Here is a 16,192-nt window from a genome sequence, read left to right on the forward strand (position 1 = left end):
TAGTCAGGCGTTGTTTGACGCATCGGCGTCGCGTTGTGTTGCCCTTGCTCGGCAGGCATCGCCAAATGCCTGGAAAATCGCAAGATAGTTCGGATTAGAGCCTACCGCCCATTCCGGGTGCCATTGCACACCTAAAGCAAAAGCCTTGCCTTGTACAACCGAGACGGCTTCGATCAGGCCATCCGGCGCCAGCGCTTCAACCCGCAGCCCCGGTGCCAGGCGCTCGATGCCCTGGCTGTGAATCGAGTTGACCTCAATGTGCGGCGGCAGGCCCAGGGCCGCGAGGACCCCGCCTGGCTGGACATGCACGGCATGGGCCGGGCCGTATTGAATGTCCACCGGCTGGGTGTCGCCTTCACGATGATCGATGAAGGTTCCGACTTCATGAACTTTCTGATGCAGGCTACCGCCAAAGGCTACGTTCATCTCCTGGAAACCCCGACAGATGCCCAGCACCGGAACGCCCGCATCGACGGCAGCGCGTATCAGTGGAAGGGTAATGGCATCCCGTGCAGGATCATGGGCAGTGCCTGGCGCGCTGGCCGGGCCTTGATAGTGAAAAGGTTCTACATTGGAAGGAGAGCCGGTAAAAAGAATACCGTCCAGGGCGTCCAGAATATCGGACGGTGCGAACAGATCCGCCAGGGAGGGAATCAGCACTGGCAAACCCTTGGCGGCTGTTGCGACAGCCCGGGCATATTTGTCGCCAGTGGTGTGATACGCATGCAAACCGATCTGCCTGGAGCAGGTGGTGACGCCGATTAACGGCAGGCGAGACATGAAGCACCCCGGTATTATTGCTGTTATGGGTTTGAATCGAGCTTAGCCTTGTTCATTTTTTTACACAACACCCCCGTAAAAAATACAACACGGCACGCTCAAGCCTGCGGGCGCGAAGGCCCTCAAAAGAAAAAAAACGCCCCAAACTGCCTCAAAAATGCCCCTCGGGTGCTTTTTTAGGGCACAAAAGGCCCAGCTTGACTTCGGCATGCCGTTCGGGTTGACTGGCTTTCGAAGAGATCAATGATTGATATTTTTAACAACAAAGGTGTTGCATCATGTCGGTACCCCCGCGTGCCGTTCAGCTTAACGAAGCGAACGCGTTCCTTAAGGAACATCCTGAGGTTCTGTACGTTGACCTTCTGATTGCGGATATGAATGGTGTGGTGCGCGGCAAGCGCATCGAACGCACCAGCCTCCACAAGGTTTACGAGAAAGGCATCAACCTGCCGGCCTCTCTATTTGCCCTGGATATCAACGGCTCGACGGTGGAAAGCACCGGCCTGGGCCTGGACATCGGCGATGCCGACCGCATCTGCTATCCCATCCCCGGCACCCTGAGCAATGAACCCTGGCAGAAGCGCCCGACCGCGCAACTGCTGATGACCATGCACGAACTCGAAGGCGACCCGTTCTTCGCCGACCCTCGGGAAGTCCTGCGTCAGGTCGTGACCAAGTTCGACGAATTGGGCCTGACCATTTGCGCGGCATTCGAGCTGGAGTTCTACCTGATCGACCAGGAGAACGTGAACGGCCGTCCGCAACCACCCCGCTCACCGATCTCCGGCAAACGCCCGCATTCGACCCAGGTCTACCTGATCGATGACCTGGACGAATACGTCGATTGCCTCCAGGACATCCTCGAAGGGGCCAAGGAGCAAGGCATTCCCGCCGACGCCATCGTCAAGGAAAGCGCCCCGGCGCAGTTCGAAGTGAACCTGCACCACGTGGCCGACCCGATCAAGGCCTGCGACTACGCGGTACTGCTCAAGCGGCTGATCAAGAACATTGCCTACGACCATGAAATGGACACCACCTTCATGGCCAAGCCGTATCCGGGCCAGGCGGGCAACGGCCTGCATGTCCACATCTCGATCCTGGACAAAGACGGCAAGAATATCTTTGCCAGCGAGGATCCCGAGCAGAACGCCGCGCTGCGTCACGCGATCGGCGGTGTGCTCGAGACCCTGCCCGCGCAGATGGCTTTCCTCTGCCCGAACGTCAACTCCTATCGTCGTTTCGGCGCGCAGTTTTACGTGCCGAACTCGCCGTCCTGGGGCCTGGACAACCGCACCGTGGCCTTGCGCGTGCCGACCGGCTCAGCCGATGCCGTGCGCCTGGAACACCGGGTTGCCGGCGCCGACGCCAACCCGTACCTGCTGATGGCCTCCGTGCTGGCGGGCGTTCACCACGGCCTGGTCAACAAGATCGAGCCCGGCGCGCCGGTCGAAGGCAACAGCTACGAGCAGAACGAGCAAAGCCTGCCGAACAACCTGCGCGATGCCTTGCGCGAACTGGACGACAGCGAAGTCATGGCCAAGTACATCGACCCGAAATACATCGATATCTTCGTGGCCTGCAAGGAAAGTGAGCTGGAAGAGTTCGAACATTCCATCTCCGACCTTGAATACAACTGGTACCTGCATACCGTGTAAGCGGTTGCGGTAAAAAAGAAACGCCGCAGGCCTTATGGCCTGCGGCGTTTTTTTATGTCTGGGCGGGTGGCCGCCTTCGGCCGATCGCGAGCAAGCTCGCTCCCACAGGGATTTTCAGCGCACATGATTCAAGGGGCACCGCACACTCAATGTGGGGGCGAGCTTGCTCGCGATGACGGCCTGGCAGACAACACAAGAGCCGACTCGTACAATGCCCGGCAGCCCCGCAGGAGACGTCCATGACGCGCATCGCCACCCCTCGCAAACCTCGCGCACGCAGCCAGGCCCGGATCGACTCGATCCTCGATGCCGCCCGTACGCTGCTTGCCGCCGAAGGCGTGGCCAGCCTGTCGATCTACAGCGTCGCCGAACGCGCGGGGATCCCGCCCTCCTCCGTCTACCACTTCTTTGCCAGCGTCCCGGCACTGCTCGAAGCCCTGACCGCCGACGTTCACGCCGCCTTTCGCGCCTGCCTGCAAGCACCGATCGACCATGGCGCGCTGGACCATTGGCACGACCTGTCGCGGCTGGTGGAACAACGGATGCTGGTGATCTACAGCGAGGACGCCGCCGCTCGGCAACTGATCCTGGCCCAGCATGGCCTCACCGAAGTCACCCAGGCTGACCGCCAGCACGACCTGGAACTGGGCGCGTTGATGCACACCGTGTTCGCCCGGCATTTCGAGCTGCCGACGCTCCCCTCCGACGTCGACGTATTCGCCCTGGCCATGGAACTGGGCGACCGCGTCTACGCCCGCTCGGTCCAGCAACACGGCCAGATCACTCCGCGAATGGCTGAAGAAGGGATGCGTGTGTTTGACGCGTACCTGGGGCTGTATCTGCCACCGTATCTGCCCAAGCGCCCTGATTGATCGTGCCCACGCTCCGCGTGGGAACGATAAGCCCCGAAGGGCTCACGCCGTCCGGGGCCCGGGGTAAAACACGGATCACAACTTGGCGATCGACACCTCGGTGGATTTGACGAAGGCAATCACTTCGCTGCCGATCGCCAACTCCAACTCCTTGACCGAACGCGTGGTGATGACCGACGTGACGATGCCCGAAGCGGTCTGCACGTCGATTTCCGACAGCACATCGCCTTCGACGATTTCCTTGATGGTGCCTTTGAACTGGTTGCGTACGTTGATGGCTTTGATGGTCATGGTGTCGATTCCTGTCTGGATGAAGTTATTGCGCCCAACGCAACTGCGTGGGCAAGGGTGAAACGGGTTCGGGTTCCGGCGGTTGGCCGGGCAAGGACAGCACGCGGTTGAGAACTTCGGTTTCCAGGCTCGCCAGGCGATGCGAGCCGCGAGCACGGGGGCGTGGCAGGTCGATGGCCAGGTCGAGACCGATCTGGCCGTCCTCGATCAGGATGACCCGATCGGCAATCGCCACTGCTTCGCTGACGTCATGGGTCACCAGCAGCACGGTAAAGCCGTGTTGCTGCCACAGACGCTCGATCAGTTGCTGCATTTCTATCCGGGTCAAGGCATCGAGCGCGCCCAAGGGCTCGTCCAGCAACAACAGGCGCGGTTGATGGATCAGCGCGCGAGCCAACGCCACCCGTTGCTTCTGGCCGCCGGACAACGCCGCCGGCCATTCATGGGCTCGATCCGCCAGGCCTACGGCATCGAGCGCCTGCATGGCTTGTGGCCGCCAGTTGCCCTTCAGGCCAAGGCCGACGTTGTCGATGATCTTCTTCCAAGGCAGCAGACGCGCTTCCTGGAACATCAGCCGAGTGTCTTCTCGCGCGGCGCTCAGCGCTGCCGAGCCGGCCAGCAACTGGCCGCCCGAGGGCTGATCCAACCCGGCCAACAAACGCAGCAAGGTGCTTTTACCGCAGCCACTGCGCCCCACTACCGCGACGAACTGCCCAGCCGGGATATGCAGGTCGATGTCACGCAATACCTGTCGCGAGCCAAACGTCTTCTGAAGATTGCGCACCGCCAGCGGAATGCCTCGCAGCAGGCGCGGTGGTTGTTGGGCGGTCATGCGACACCTCCCTTGTTCACTTGGTAGGCCGGATGCCAACGCAGCCAGACCCGTTCAAGGCCACGGGCGGCGAGGTCAGCCAGCTTGCCAAGCACGGCGTACAGAAGAATCGCCAGCACCACCACATCGGTTTGCAAGAATTCCCGGGCATTCATCGCCAGGTAACCGATGCCGGAACTGGCCGAGATGGTTTCCGCCACGATCAGCGTCAACCACATGAAGCCCAGGGCAAAACGCACACCCACGAGGATCGAAGGCAAGGCACCCGGCAGGATCACCTGGCGAAACAGGCTGAAACCGGACAAGCCGTAGCTGCGGGACATTTCCACCAGCGCCGGGTCGACGTTACGGATCCCGTGGTAAGTGTTGAGGTAGATGGGAAACAGCGTGCCCAGCGCCACCAGGAAAATCTTCGCCGACTCGTCGATGCCGAACCACAGGATCACCAGCGGAATCAATGCCAGGTGCGGCACGTTCCGCACCATCTGCACAGAGCTGTCCAGCAGCCGCTCGCCCCACTTCGACAGGCCGGTGATAAAGCCCAGCGCGAGGCCGATACCGCCGCCGATCAGGAAGCCGACCGCCGCCCGCCAACCGCTGATGGCCAGGTGAGTCCAGATCTCGCCGCTGCGCACCAGGCTCACGCCAGCCTCGATCACTGCCACTGGCGCCGGCAGGATCCGCGTGGAGAGCCAGCCGGCCGATACCGACAATTGCCACACCGCCAATAACAGCAGCGGCACCGCCCACGGCGCCAGGTTGTGGATAACTTTCTTCATGGCCGCCTCAACTCTGGGACGCGGCTTTGGGCAGAATGTCGTTGGCGACCATCTCACCGAACGGGCTCACGTAGCCCTGGCTTTTCGGCAATTGCGGGCGCTCCACGTCCAGGTGCGGAAACAGCAGCTCCGCCACCCGATACGACTCTTCCAGGTGTGGATAACCCGAGAAGATGAACGTGTCGATGCCCAAGTCGGCGTACTCCTTCACCCGCGCGGCCACGGTCGGGCCATCGCCCACCAGCGCCGTCCCGGCACCGCCGCGAACCAGGCCGACACCGGCCCACAGATTGGGGCTCACCTCCAGTTTGTCGCGGCGACCGCCGTGCAGCGCGGCCATCCGCTGCTGACCCACCGAGTCGAAGCGCGCGAGGGAGGCCTGGGCGCGAGCGATGGTTTCGTCGTCCAAATGGGAGATCAAGCGGTCGGCCGCTTGCCAGGCCTCGGCGTTGGTTTCCCGTACGATTACATGAAGGCGAATGCCGAAGCGCACGGTGCGTCCTTGCTTTGCGGCCTTGGCCCGCACCTGTTGGATTTTTTCGGCGACGGCTGCGGGCGGTTCGCCCCAGGTCAGCACCATTTCCACCTGCTCGGCGGCCAGGTCCTGGGCAGCTTCCGACGAGCCACCGAAGTACAGCGGCGGGCGCGGTTGCTGGATCGGCGGATAGAGCAGCTTGGCGCCCTTCACGCTGATGTGTTCGCCGTCGTAATCCACGGTCTCGCCTTCCAGCACCCGGCGCCAGATCCGGGTGAATTCCACCGAGGCCTGGTAGCGCTGTTCGTGATCGAGGAACAGCCCGTCGCCGGCCAGTTCGTCCGGGTCGCCGCCAGTGACCAGGTTGAACAGCGCGCGTCCTCCCGAGAGTCGATCCAACGTCGCGGCCTGACGCGCCGCCACCGTCGGGGAAATGATCCCGGGCCGCAGGGCTACCAGGAATTTCAAGCGCTGGGTCACCGGAATCAGGGAAGCGGCCACCAGCCAGGAGTCTTCGCAGGAACGCCCGGTAGGAATCAGCACGCCGCCGAAACCCAGTCGATCGGCCGCCTGGGCAATTTGTTGCAAGTAACCATGATCGACGGCGCGGGCGCCTTCAGCGGTGCCAAGGTAATGGCCGTCGCCGTGGGTGGGCAGGAACCAGAAAATATTAAGGCTCATGGAGTGGTCTCCTAAGGGATCGAATTACTGCGCGTTCGCAACGGCCGCCGGCGGCGTCCAGATCACGTCCTTGATGCTCAAGGGCTTGGGAATCAATTTGAGCTGGTAGAAGCTGTCGGCAATTTTCTGCTGGGCTGCGACGACTTCCGGCGTGAGGAACAACGCGCCGTAGCCTTGGCGCTTCACCGACGTCAGGGTGATATCCGCCGGCAGCCCGAGCAGCGGCGAGACCTGCTGGGTCACGTCCTCAGGATTGGCCTTGGACCATTCCCCCACCGCCCGCACTTCCTCCACCAGGGCCGTGATCACCTGGGGATTTTTCTGCGCGTAGGGTTTGGTCGCGAGGTAGAACTGGTGGTTATCGACGATGCCTTTGCCGTCACGCAGGGTGCGCGCCTGCAACTGTTGTTCGGCGGCTGCCTGGTACGGGTCCCAGATGACCCAGGCGTCCACGCTGCCCCGCTCGAACGCCGCACGGGCATCGGCCGGCGGCAGGAAAACCGTCTGGATGTCTGAATATTTGAGACCAGCGTCCTCCAGTGCCCGCACCAACAGATAATGAACGTTGGAACCTTTGTTCAGGGCGACTTTCTTGCCCTTTAGGTCTTGCACCGACTGGATGGCCGAGCCTTTCGGCACGAGGATCGCCTCGCTGGTGGGCGCCGGGGGTTCGTAGGCGACATAGAGCAGGTCGGCGCCTGCGGCCTGGGCAAACACCGGTGGGGTTTCGCCAGTGACGCCAAAATCGATGGAGCCGACGTTCAAGCCTTCAAGCAGTTGCGGGCCACCGGGAAACTCCGTCCATTGCACGTCCACGCCTTGGGCCGCGAGGCGTTTTTCCAATGAACCCTTGGCCTTGAGCAGCACCAGGGTGCCGTATTTCTGGTAACCGATCCGCAAGGTCTCGGCTTGAGCCTGGGTAATGGCGCCGAAGGACACAGCCGCAGCAAACAGAGCGACCAGCCCGCGACGCAAAATGACAGTGCGCATGGCGCCTCTCCTTTTTGCTGTGGGGTTTTGGCTGCACCTGCTTGGCCGTTGACGGCTGAGTAAGGTGAGTTGAATCAGTAGTGTTCGGGGTTCAGATGCTCCAGCGAGCACTCAACAAACGTTCGTTCAATACCTGGGGGTCCAACGGCCTCGGCCGACGGGCCATGGCGCTGTGAAACTGCTCAAGCGCTTCGTCCAGGCGCTGCTGCAAGGCCGGCGTCAATTGCGCTTGGGCGCTGCCTTCGCCATATGCGATCTGGCTGTCTTCGGCGAAAATCCCATGGAGCATTTCCTGGGCCTTGAGCGCCGACAGTACCGGCTTCAGGGCGTAGTCCACCGCGAGCATGTGGGCGATGCTGCCGCCTGTCGCCATGGGTAACACCACCTTGTGGGCCAGGGCCCGTTCCGGCAGCAGATCGAGCACGGTCTTCAACGCACCGGAAAAAGACGCCTTGTATACCGGCGTGGCGATCAACAGGCCATCGGCGTTTTCGATCTGTGCCAGCAGGTCTACCACCTTGGGACTGTCGAAGCGGGCATGGAGCAGATCCTCGGCCGGGAAGTCCCTTACCTGATAACTCACCACTTCCACACCCTGATGCTGCAACCAACGTTGCGAGCGCTCCAACAGCACACCTGAACGTGAGCGCTGGCTGGGACTGCCGCCGAGCGAGACAACCAACATGCCAACCATTCCTTAAGAGTCATGCGATTCGCGGTGGGCGATCTCGCTGTATGGACCAAACCATAACAGCGCTTTTATATATCTTTAAATCATATTTGTTCATTTACTTATTCAATATGGAACTATGCGATTGTCTTTTCGTTGCACATAAAAAAGGCCGTCGAAACGGCCAAAATCCTTGGTGCACTGAAGATCAATTTGTGGGAGCGAGCTTGCTCGCGATAGCGTCGGAGCTGCCAGCGTCGATGTAGGCCGGTAAAACGCCATCGCGAGCAAGCTCGCTCCCACAGGTTCTGCGTCAACGATTAGGTTGAGGCGTGAGGCGCAGATAGGGCTTCACGGCACGGTAGCCCTTGGGGAAGCGCTGCTTGAGTTCTTCTTCATCCTTGAGCGACGGCACGATCACCACTTCGTCACCGTCCTGCCAGTTGGCGGGCGTGGCGACTTTGTAGTTGTCGGTCAGTTGCAGGGAGTCGATGACCCGGAGGATTTCATTGAAGTTGCGTCCGGTGCTGGCCGGGTAGGTGATGGTCAGACGAACTTTTTTGTTCGGGTCGATCACGAACAATGAGCGCACGGTCAAGGTGTCGCTGGCGTTGGGATGGATCAGGTCGTACAGGTCGGACACCTTGCGGTCGGCATCGGCCAGGATCGGAAAATTGACAACGGCGTTCTGGGTTTCGTTGATGTCATCTATCCACTTGTGGTGCGAATCCACCGGGTCCACCGACAGGGCGATGGCCTTGACGCCGCGTTTGGCGAACTCGTCCTTGAGCTTGGCAGTGAGACCCAACTCGGTGGTGCACACCGGGGTGAAGTCCGCCGGATGGGAGAACAACACGCCCCAGCTGTCGCCAAGCCATTCGTGGAAGCGAAGCTTGCCGGCGCTGGAATCCTGTTCGAAATCGGGGGCGATGTCGCCGAGTCTGAGGCTCATGATGCGGCTCCTGAATGTTTTGGAGCCCAACTGTGCACCGCTTTTCGTTGCTTTAAAAAGAATGAATACCCATTTATCTAGATCATTAAGAAATATAAAAAACTGTTCACTGGTGCCGCAGCGCATAGCGGCCCAGGATCATTCCCGAGGTTTCGAGAAGGCCTCGAGTGCTGAAAAAGAGGAGAAGGTTCGGGAAAGGCTACAGGGGTGGGCCGGACCCGAAACGCAAAAGCCCCGCCGGGCGTGGTGCCGGGCGGGGCTTTTTTGTTTTGTAGGTACATTTCGGAAATTGTTGACGCGATCTCCGGACGAGCGGCTAGGATAGGCAGCATGAACGCTCATGCCTTGTTGACTCACTTGCAAAATCATCTGCCTGACCTGTTGGCTGTTTACCTGTTCGGCAGCCACGCCCAGGAGACCGCCGGGCCTGACAGTGATGTGGATTTGGCTGTGCTGTTGTCAGGCAAGGTCGACCCAGTGTCGTTGTGGCAACTTTCAGGCGATTTGGCGGACATCGCTGGCAACCCGGTGGATCTGATTGATCTACGGGCGGCCTCCACCGTCATGCAGCACCAGATCGTGACCCGAGGCCGAAGACTCTGGGCCAAGGACGTACAGGCGGGGTTGTTCGAATGCTTCATTCTCAGCGAGAAGACTGCTCTCGATGAGGCTCGAGCGCGACTGCTCAAGGATATCCAGGAAGAAGGCAGGGTGTATGGTCGATGATGTACTGATCAATAAAGCAGCAAGCATCGAGCGTTGCGTTGCCAGGGTGCGGGAGGAATACGAGAAGGACCCCGCTACCTTTGCTACGGATTTCACTCGCCAGGACTCGGCCGTCCTGAACATTCAGCGTGCCTGTGAAGCCGCGCTGGACATGGGACAGCATCTGATCCGGCGTGAACGATTGGGGGTCCCGCAAAGCGCCCGCGATACGTTCGAGTTGCTTTTTCAAGGCGGTTGGGTCGAAGAAGGTCTGGTGAAAAACCTGAAGAACATGGTGGGGTTCAGGAATATCGCCGTGCATGACTACCAAGCCCTGCAATTGCCGATCATGGTCGCGATCATTACCGGCCATCTGGATGATTTCCTGGCGTTCAGCGCATTCATCCTGCGTAAGGACGCGATGGAACCCAGGGGATAAGGCGATAGCCGGCTCGTTGAGCCAAAAACGCAAAAGCCCCGCCGGGCGCGATGCCGGGCGGGGCTTTTTTACTTCGCTACGTCTTACATGAAGCTGTAAGTGTAGTTGAAGATTACGCGGGTTTGATCCTGGTCGTCGCCGACACCGCCGCTGCGGTAGCTACCGTGACGCACAGTAGTACCGAAGCCTTTCAACGCGCCTTGCTGGATCACGTAATCCACACGCATGTCGCGTTCCCACTCGGAGTAATCGCTTGTGCCGCTAGCGGTCTTGACGTCGTCGCCACGCAGGTAGGCAACCGAGGCTTTCAGGCCTGGAACGCCCATGGAAGCGAAGTCGTAGGAGTACTGGCCGAAGGTGGTGTTCTCACCGGCACGGACAAAACCGTTGATCATGCTGTCGGTGAACAGGTAGAAGCTCGCACCACCAGCACCTTCAGGACGGTTGTTGCCGTCAACCACGTTGCCTTGGTTCAGGTAGACGAAGCCACCGTCATCGCCGACTTGTTGATGACCCAACAGGAAGGCACTGCCACCCAGGGTGTAGGTGAACATGGCGCTCCAGGTCTTGTTATCGACCTCGCCCGGGTTCTTGGCATAGCCACCGTTGTTGTTGAAGCGATAGCCCAGGTCACCGTTGCGGCCATCCGAACTGCTGTCGAAGTAACGCAAGTCGGTCTTGAAGGATTGACCTTCGCTGATCGGGAAAACATGGACCGCGCCCAGGAAGTGTTGCTTGTAGTAATCCTGCAGGTTCGCGTAGTAGTACTGCAGCGTCAGGTCTTTGGTGACCTTCCAATCAGCACCCGCGTAACGGAACTGGTTACTGTCCTGGGTACCGCCCGCCACGGCCAGGCCAGTGCTGTTGCTCGATGCACGGCCAGTGGCTTGCTCCAGCTGACCAGCGTTGAGCGTGACGTTGTCGATTTCCTTGGAGGTGATCGTGCCACCCTCGAAGGTCTGCGGCAGCAGGCGGCTGTCGTTGGCCACCAGGATCGGCAGGCTAGGCGCCAAGGCACCGCCCAGGTGAGCTTCGGTCTTGGAGAAAAGAGCCTTTACGTTACCGGACAAACGGCTCCACTCGTGGACCGCCGCACCGTCGGTATCGGCTGGCATATAGGAACCGTTGTTACGACCCCTGCCGCCATCGAGACGGATACCCACCAGAGCCTGGGCGTCGATACCGAAGCCAACGACACCTTGCGTGAAGCCAGACTTGTAGTCGAACTTAAGGCCAGTGCCCGTTTCGCGCAGGTCTTCACTGCCCGTCTCGTGGTTGTCGTTGTTGAAGTACAGCGTGCGGGAACTGACGGACGCCTTGCTGTCTTCGATAAAACCGGCGGCGCCTGCCTGCTGCGCCAATACCCCAAAGGCCACTGCCATGGCCAAGGTAGACTTCTTCATGCTTCGCTCCTCTCGTTTTCTAATTCTTGTGTGTCTTTGGTTCCGAATCGAACGCCCGGAATCCGCGGATGCGCGATTAGCGCCAGACCGTGACTGGCAAGTCAACCGTAACCCTTTCGGTCTACGACCATGGTCTAACCCCGCGACACCGGCCCGGAGAATAAAGGATTATTTATAAATCCAAAAAGAATTGTTTCGACAGTTTTCAGCGTTTTTTGACATATAAGTGCCATCACTGCGTCATCAAGCCGTGAAACGTCTTATCGGCGGCGCAAAGGATTACTGAATGGTGTTTTGTCGCCAGCTTGGGAGACCCGCAAAAGCCTGGCGCAGAGATGTGTTTGCGCGCCTCCTGCGCCTTCGATCCTGTCAACCACCGCTCGGGTATGCCGCGATCTTGACGGGATCCAGACTAGCTGCTCATTGTCTGAAATCAAGAAGACCGCGGTAACGCCAGTTTTCCGAATGGCTGCCTACAGGGTTTTTTCGAAGATTTTCGAATTGCGCTGGTAGTTGTAGAGCGAAGCCCGGGCCGCAGGCAGGCGCTCGACGCTGCTGGGTTCGAAGCCCCGCTCACGAAACCAATGGGCCGTGCGCGTCGTCAATACGAACAACGTCTTGAGCCCCTGGGCACGGGCCCGGGTTTCGATCCGTTCGAGCAATTCATCGCCCCGGCCACCGTGGCGATACTCCGGATTCACCGCCAGACAGGCCAGCTCACCGGCATCCGAATCGGCGATCTGGTAGAGCGCCGCGCAAGCGATGATCATTCCTTCGCGCTCTACCACGCTGAACTGTTCGATCTCACGCTCCAACACCTCACGGGAACGGCGCACCAGGATGCCCTGTTCTTCCAGAGGACTGATGAGGTCGAGCAATCCGCCGACGTCTTCGATGGCCGCTTCGCGCACCACCTCGAACTGCTCCTGGGCCACCAGTGTGCCGCTGCCATCGCGAGTGAACAATTCGGCCAGCAGCGCGCCGTTTTCGGCATAGCTGACGATATGGCTGCGGGCAACACCGCCGCGGCAGGCCTGGGCCGCCGCATCCAGCAGTTCGGCTTGGTAGTCGCTGCCCAAGCGCTGCATATGGGCCGGGACCTGTTGCGGGCGCAGCTCACGGACCAGTCGGCCATCTTCGCCAATCAGGCCTTGCTCGGCGCCGAACAGCAGCAGCTTGTCCGCCGCCAGGTCGATGGCGGCCCGAGTGGCGACGTCTTCGCAGGCGAGGTTGAAGATCTCCCCGGTGGGCGAATAGCCCAACGGCGACAGCAGCACGATGGAACGCTCGTCCAGCAGGCGATTGATGCCCTTGCGATCGACCCGGCGCACTTCACCGGTGTGGTGATAATCCACACCCTCGAGCACGCCGATCGGCCGGGCGGTGACCAGGTTCCCACTGGCGACCCGCAACCGCGAACCTTGCATCGGCGATGACGCCATGTCCATGGACAGGCGTGCCTCGATGGCGATGCGCAACTGGCCGACCGCGTCGATCACGCATTCCAGCGTCGCGGCATCGGTGATGCGCATGCCGTGATGGTAATGGGGCGTCAGGCCCCGTGCGGCCAGGCGGGTTTCAATCTGCGGGCGAGAACCATGGACCAGCACCAGGCGCACGCCGAGGCTGTGCAGCAGCACCAGGTCATGGACGATGTTGCCGAAGTTGGGGTGCTCGACCCCGTCGCCAGGCAGCATGACGATGAAGGTGCAATCGCGGTGGGCATTGATGTAAGGCGAAGCGTGACGAAGCCAATTGACGTATTCGGGCATGAACCTGGACCTGTAATAAATAACAGCCGAAAAAAGACGAAACAGAACGCACAGCGGGCTGGTGGTTATCGTCGGAACAGGCTTGGCGACACGCGCGCTCTCCTCATGTGATGGATACGGGCCCGCACGCGGGCAATTTAATCGGCCGTGGTCGGCGTCAGGCAGTAATGACCGATCAACTGACGGAGCAATTGCACGGTAGGTTGCAAACGTGACATTTCAAGGTACTCGCCGGGCTGATGGGCGCAGGCGATATCGCCAGGGCCCATCACCAGGGTTTCGCAGCCAAGGCGCTGAAGATAAGGCGCTTCGGTGCCGAACGCCACTGCTTCGGCGCGATAACCGGTCAGCCGCTCGGCTACGCGCACCAATGCGCAGTCTTCGGGCTGTTCGAACGGAGGGACTTCAGGGAACAACGGAGCGTAGTCGATCTTGACCTTATGCCGCTCGGCGATGGGATCGAGCTTCTGCCGGATCGCCGCCCGCAGCACTTCAGGGTCCATGCCCGGAAGGGGGCGCAAGTCGAACTCCATGGAACATTGCCCACAAATTCGATTGGGATTGTCACCGCCGTGGATGCAGCCGAAATTCAGCGTCGGTTGCGGCACGGTGAATTGTGGATTACGGAATTCACGCTGCCATTGCAGGCGCAAACCGCGCAGTTCGCCCATGGCGTCGTGCATGGCCTCGAGGGCGCTGTGGCCCAGGCTCGGGTCGGAGGAATGGCCGCTGCGCCCGAGGATGTCGATGCGCTCCATCATCACGCCCTTGTGCAGGCGAATCGGTCGCAGGCCGGTGGGCTCGCCGATCACCGCAGCGCGGCCCAACGGACGACCGGCATCCGCCAGGGCCCGGGCGCCGGCCATGGAGCTCTCTTCATCGCAGGTGGCGAGGATCAGCAACGGTTGCTTGAACGGTTGGTCCAGCAGCGGCCTGACCGCCTCGATGGCCAGGGCGAAGAAGCCTTTCATGTCGCAACTGCCCAGGCCCACCCAACGCCCATCGATTTCGGTGAGCTTCAGCGGATCGGTCTGCCATAACGCGCCGTCGAACGGCACCGTGTCACTGTGGCCGGCCAGTACCAGCCCGCCAGGGCCCGTGCCGAAACTGGCCAAAAGGTTGAACTTGCCGGGGCTGACCTGTTGGATGTCGCAGCGAAACCCAAGCTCGGAGAGCCAGCCCGCCAGCAGTTCGATGACGGTGCCGTTGGACTGATCCAGCGCGGGCTGGGTGCAGCTGACCGACGGTGCAGCGATCAGGGCAGCGAATTGGTCTTTCATGGACGGCAAAGGCATCGCTGGCTCCGGACTTGCAAATTGAAGTCCATCATAGAGCCATCGAGCGCAAGGATGGAACCGTTCGGCGCGTAGGCTCGACGAGTCCTGTACACTGCACGGCCTTGGCAGCCACACCTTCCTCCGGCTGCGCACCCGATCCCTGGATTTTCCGGCCATGCAGAAAGAAACCGAAATCAAATTCCGCGTCAGCCGCGAGACCCTGGCAGCGTTGCGTGAGCATCCGCTGTTGAAAAAACGCAACAAGAGTGGCTGGGAACGCCACGAACTGATGAACCAGTACTTCGACACTCCAGAACGCGACCTGGCTCAGGCCAAGGTCGCCCTGCGCCTGCGTCGCGATGGCGAAGCAGTGATCCAGACCCTCAAAACGCGGGGCCAGAGCATCGCTGGCCTGTCCGAGCGCAACGAATACGATTGGCACCTGCCCAAGGCCAAGCTCGATCTGAAGAAACTCGACGGCGAATGCTGGCCCGAGGCGCTGGCTGACCTGGACAAAAAAACCCTCAAAGCGATCTTCACCACCGACTTCGTTCGCGAACGCGCCGAAATCGCCTGGGGCCGTGGCAAGAGCAAAGTGGTCATCGAAGCCGCCCTGGACCTGGGCCACGTCGTGGTGGGCAAGCAGAAGGAAGAAATCTGCGAGCTGGAACTTGAACTGCGCGAAGGCGAACCCGCCGCCTTGCTGGAACTGGCCGCCGAACTGGCCGTGACCCTGCCCTTGATGCCGTGCGACATCAGCAAGGCCGAACGCGGCTATCGCCTGCATGATGCGAGCAGTTATGCCCTGAGCCTTCCGGCCCCGCAATTGACCGCTGAAACGCCGCTGGACGACGCCTTCGCCGCACTGAGCTGGCACCTGCTAGGGAGCAGCCAGCGCCTGGCCGAGCAGTACCGTTTCAACGGCCATTGGCGCCTGCTGCAAGACTGGGTGGAAAATCTCGCCGAACTGCGTGCCCTGCTCAGCAGCCTCGGCCAGGCCGCGCCGCGCCAGTCGACCCACGACCTGCGGGTGGCCCTGGACGCGCTGCTGGAGGACTGGCGTCCACTGGTTCAGGCCGGCATCGAAGACGAAGACGTGCGCAAGGCCGCGCCGGAGCAATTCCTCGAGGAGCTGCAGGACCCGCGTTGGGGCCTCTTCTCTCTCCAAGCGTCACGCTGGCTGCTGGCCCGCAGTTGGGCCGCCGACCGCAACACCCGGGGCAATCGCCAGGGCGCGGCGCAACTGGGCAGTTGGCTGCCACGGCTGCTGGGCGAAGAAGCTTCGTCGCTGCAACTGCAACGCTACCAACAGCAGCCGGAAGACCTCGCCGAACAACTGCCGCGCATCGAACGCATCCAGGCCTGGCTGCATCACGCCCGCCAGGTGCTGGAAATCCCTGAAATGGACCGACTCTACGGTGAGCTGAACAAGCTGGCGCAGCTGGCCAACGAACCGATCACCGACGAACTCCTGGACGCGCGCAAGCAACAGGCGATCGCGGTGTATCAGAATCGGGCCTGGAAGACTTTGCTGCGCCTGTAAGATCGCCATCGTCGGATCGCCGCCCGGAGCAAGCTCGCTCCCACAGGGGTCCAGCGTGCACACAGATCTTGTGGCC

16 protein-coding genes are annotated in these 16,192 nt (G+C 60.9%); 5 read left to right on the forward strand and 11 right to left on the reverse strand.

The features are described from left to right. Nucleotides 1–3 precede the first annotated feature (3 nt). Complete coding sequence (locus ACLK1G_RS08780) at nucleotides 4–780, reverse strand: gamma-glutamyl-gamma-aminobutyrate hydrolase family protein (protein WP_420765080.1); 777 nt, start codon at nucleotides 778–780, stop codon at nucleotides 4–6. Between the two features lie 278 nt (nucleotides 781–1,058). Between ACLK1G_RS08780 and ACLK1G_RS08785 the strand changes: the two genes are divergently transcribed. Then, entirely contained in the window at nucleotides 1,059–2,435 is a 1,377-nt protein-coding gene (locus tag ACLK1G_RS08785; RefSeq protein ID WP_420765081.1) for a glutamine synthetase family protein, read from the forward strand. A gap of 239 nt (nucleotides 2,436–2,674) precedes the next feature. Beyond that, nucleotides 2,675–3,307, forward strand: coding sequence for a TetR/AcrR family transcriptional regulator (locus ACLK1G_RS08790; RefSeq protein WP_420765082.1), 633 nt, complete (start codon nucleotides 2,675–2,677; stop codon nucleotides 3,305–3,307). 75 nt (nucleotides 3,308–3,382) lie between these two features. Here ACLK1G_RS08790 and ACLK1G_RS08795 read toward each other — a convergent pair whose 3' ends face one another. From ACLK1G_RS08795 to ACLK1G_RS08825, 7 genes are all read right to left on the reverse strand, one after another. Then, entirely contained in the window at nucleotides 3,383–3,598 is a 216-nt protein-coding gene (locus ACLK1G_RS08795) for a TOBE domain-containing protein (protein ID WP_003177394.1), read from the reverse strand. A 25-nt stretch (nucleotides 3,599–3,623) separates the two neighbouring features. After that, nucleotides 3,624–4,430, reverse strand: coding sequence for an aliphatic sulfonates ABC transporter ATP-binding protein (gene ssuB, locus ACLK1G_RS08800; protein WP_420765083.1), 807 nt, complete (start codon nucleotides 4,428–4,430; stop codon nucleotides 3,624–3,626). Then, a complete protein-coding gene (gene ssuC, locus ACLK1G_RS08805) occupies nucleotides 4,427–5,209 on the reverse strand; it encodes an aliphatic sulfonate ABC transporter permease SsuC (RefSeq protein WP_420765084.1) in 783 nt (260 codons plus the stop codon). Before ssuC ends, ssuB begins: the two co-directional genes overlap by 4 nt. 7 nt (nucleotides 5,210–5,216) lie before the next feature. Continuing rightward, complete coding sequence (gene ssuD / locus ACLK1G_RS08810; protein ID WP_420765085.1) at nucleotides 5,217–6,365, reverse strand: FMNH2-dependent alkanesulfonate monooxygenase; 1,149 nt, start codon at nucleotides 6,363–6,365, stop codon at nucleotides 5,217–5,219. 24 nt (nucleotides 6,366–6,389) lie between these two features. Then, nucleotides 6,390–7,355, reverse strand: coding sequence for a sulfonate ABC transporter substrate-binding protein (locus ACLK1G_RS08815; RefSeq protein WP_217860588.1), 966 nt, complete (start codon nucleotides 7,353–7,355; stop codon nucleotides 6,390–6,392). A 91-nt stretch (nucleotides 7,356–7,446) separates the two neighbouring features. Next, a complete protein-coding gene (gene ssuE / locus ACLK1G_RS08820; RefSeq protein WP_420765086.1) occupies nucleotides 7,447–8,040 on the reverse strand; it encodes an NADPH-dependent FMN reductase in 594 nt (197 codons plus the stop codon). A gap of 298 nt (nucleotides 8,041–8,338) precedes the next feature. Further along, nucleotides 8,339–8,977 carry a peroxiredoxin gene (locus ACLK1G_RS08825; RefSeq protein ID WP_420765087.1) on the reverse strand — a complete coding sequence of 213 codons (639 nt, stop codon included), beginning with the start codon at nucleotides 8,975–8,977 and terminating at the stop codon, nucleotides 8,339–8,341. Nucleotides 8,978–9,307: 330 nt separating this feature from the next. On the opposite strand from ACLK1G_RS08825, the gene mntA reads away from it, so the two are divergent. Both mntA and hepT read left to right on the forward strand, forming a co-directional pair. Beyond that, nucleotides 9,308–9,703 (forward strand): type VII toxin-antitoxin system MntA family adenylyltransferase antitoxin, encoded by a 396-nt coding sequence (gene mntA, locus ACLK1G_RS08830; RefSeq protein WP_420765088.1) that lies wholly within the window; start codon nucleotides 9,308–9,310, stop codon nucleotides 9,701–9,703. After that, nucleotides 9,693–10,121 carry a type VII toxin-antitoxin system HepT family RNase toxin gene (hepT, locus tag ACLK1G_RS08835; protein WP_420765089.1) on the forward strand — a complete coding sequence of 143 codons (429 nt, stop codon included), beginning with the start codon at nucleotides 9,693–9,695 and terminating at the stop codon, nucleotides 10,119–10,121. Before mntA ends, hepT begins: the two co-directional genes overlap by 11 nt. 83 nt (nucleotides 10,122–10,204) lie before the next feature. On the opposite strand, the gene ACLK1G_RS08840 is transcribed toward hepT, so the two are convergent. The 3 genes from ACLK1G_RS08840 to argE form a co-directional block, all read right to left on the reverse strand. Next, the gene (locus ACLK1G_RS08840; protein ID WP_420765090.1) at nucleotides 10,205–11,524 is read right to left on the reverse strand and encodes an OprD family porin; all 1,320 of its coding nucleotides are present in this window, start codon (nucleotides 11,522–11,524) and stop codon (nucleotides 10,205–10,207) included. Between the two features lie 473 nt (nucleotides 11,525–11,997). Continuing rightward, nucleotides 11,998–13,296 (reverse strand): amino-acid N-acetyltransferase, encoded by a 1,299-nt coding sequence (argA, locus tag ACLK1G_RS08845; protein ID WP_420765091.1) that lies wholly within the window; start codon nucleotides 13,294–13,296, stop codon nucleotides 11,998–12,000. A 137-nt stretch (nucleotides 13,297–13,433) separates the two neighbouring features. Then, on the reverse strand, nucleotides 13,434–14,591 hold the full coding sequence (gene argE / locus ACLK1G_RS08850; RefSeq protein WP_420765092.1) for an acetylornithine deacetylase: 1,158 nt from the start codon (nucleotides 14,589–14,591) through the stop codon (nucleotides 13,434–13,436). Nucleotides 14,592–14,748: 157 nt separating this feature from the next. On the opposite strand from argE, the gene ACLK1G_RS08855 reads away from it, so the two are divergent. After that, nucleotides 14,749–16,116 (forward strand): CYTH domain-containing protein, encoded by a 1,368-nt coding sequence (locus tag ACLK1G_RS08855; RefSeq protein ID WP_420765093.1) that lies wholly within the window; start codon nucleotides 14,749–14,751, stop codon nucleotides 16,114–16,116. The last annotated feature ends 76 nt before the right edge of the window (nucleotides 16,117–16,192 follow it).

It is taken from the genome of Pseudomonas algeriensis (assembly GCF_048847255.1).
Taxonomy (GTDB): domain Bacteria; phylum Pseudomonadota; class Gammaproteobacteria; order Pseudomonadales; family Pseudomonadaceae; genus Aquipseudomonas.

Bases quoted from the DNA above. Each gene is read 5' to 3' on its own strand.
- ACLK1G_RS08840 (WP_420765090.1), bottom strand. From the start codon at position 11,524: ATGAAGAAGTCTACCTTGGCCATGGCAGTGGCCTTTGGGGTATTGGCG.
- ACLK1G_RS08795 (WP_003177394.1), bottom strand. From the start codon at position 3,598: ATGACCATCAAAGCCATCAACGTACGCAACCAGTTCAAAGGCACCATC.
- ssuB (WP_420765083.1), bottom strand. From the start codon at position 4,430: ATGACCGCCCAACAACCACCGCGCCTGCTGCGAGGCATTCCGCTGGCG.
- mntA (WP_420765088.1), top strand. From the start codon at position 9,308: ATGAACGCTCATGCCTTGTTGACTCACTTGCAAAATCATCTGCCTGAC.
- argA (WP_420765091.1), bottom strand. From the start codon at position 13,296: ATGCCCGAATACGTCAATTGGCTTCGTCACGCTTCGCCTTACATCAAT.
- ACLK1G_RS08855 (WP_420765093.1), top strand. From the start codon at position 14,749: ATGCAGAAAGAAACCGAAATCAAATTCCGCGTCAGCCGCGAGACCCTG.
- ssuC (WP_420765084.1), bottom strand. From the start codon at position 5,209: ATGAAGAAAGTTATCCACAACCTGGCGCCGTGGGCGGTGCCGCTGCTG.
- ACLK1G_RS08815 (WP_217860588.1), bottom strand. From the start codon at position 7,355: ATGCGCACTGTCATTTTGCGTCGCGGGCTGGTCGCTCTGTTTGCTGCG.
- ssuD (WP_420765085.1), bottom strand. From the start codon at position 6,365: ATGAGCCTTAATATTTTCTGGTTCCTGCCCACCCACGGCGACGGCCAT.
- ACLK1G_RS08825 (WP_420765087.1), bottom strand. From the start codon at position 8,977: ATGAGCCTCAGACTCGGCGACATCGCCCCCGATTTCGAACAGGATTCC.
- hepT (WP_420765089.1), top strand. From the start codon at position 9,693: ATGGTCGATGATGTACTGATCAATAAAGCAGCAAGCATCGAGCGTTGC.
- ACLK1G_RS08785 (WP_420765081.1), top strand. From the start codon at position 1,059: ATGTCGGTACCCCCGCGTGCCGTTCAGCTTAACGAAGCGAACGCGTTC.
- ACLK1G_RS08790 (WP_420765082.1), top strand. From the start codon at position 2,675: ATGACGCGCATCGCCACCCCTCGCAAACCTCGCGCACGCAGCCAGGCC.
- argE (WP_420765092.1), bottom strand. From the start codon at position 14,591: ATGCCTTTGCCGTCCATGAAAGACCAATTCGCTGCCCTGATCGCTGCA.
- ACLK1G_RS08780 (WP_420765080.1), bottom strand. From the start codon at position 780: ATGTCTCGCCTGCCGTTAATCGGCGTCACCACCTGCTCCAGGCAGATC.
- ssuE (WP_420765086.1), bottom strand. From the start codon at position 8,040: ATGTTGGTTGTCTCGCTCGGCGGCAGTCCCAGCCAGCGCTCACGTTCA.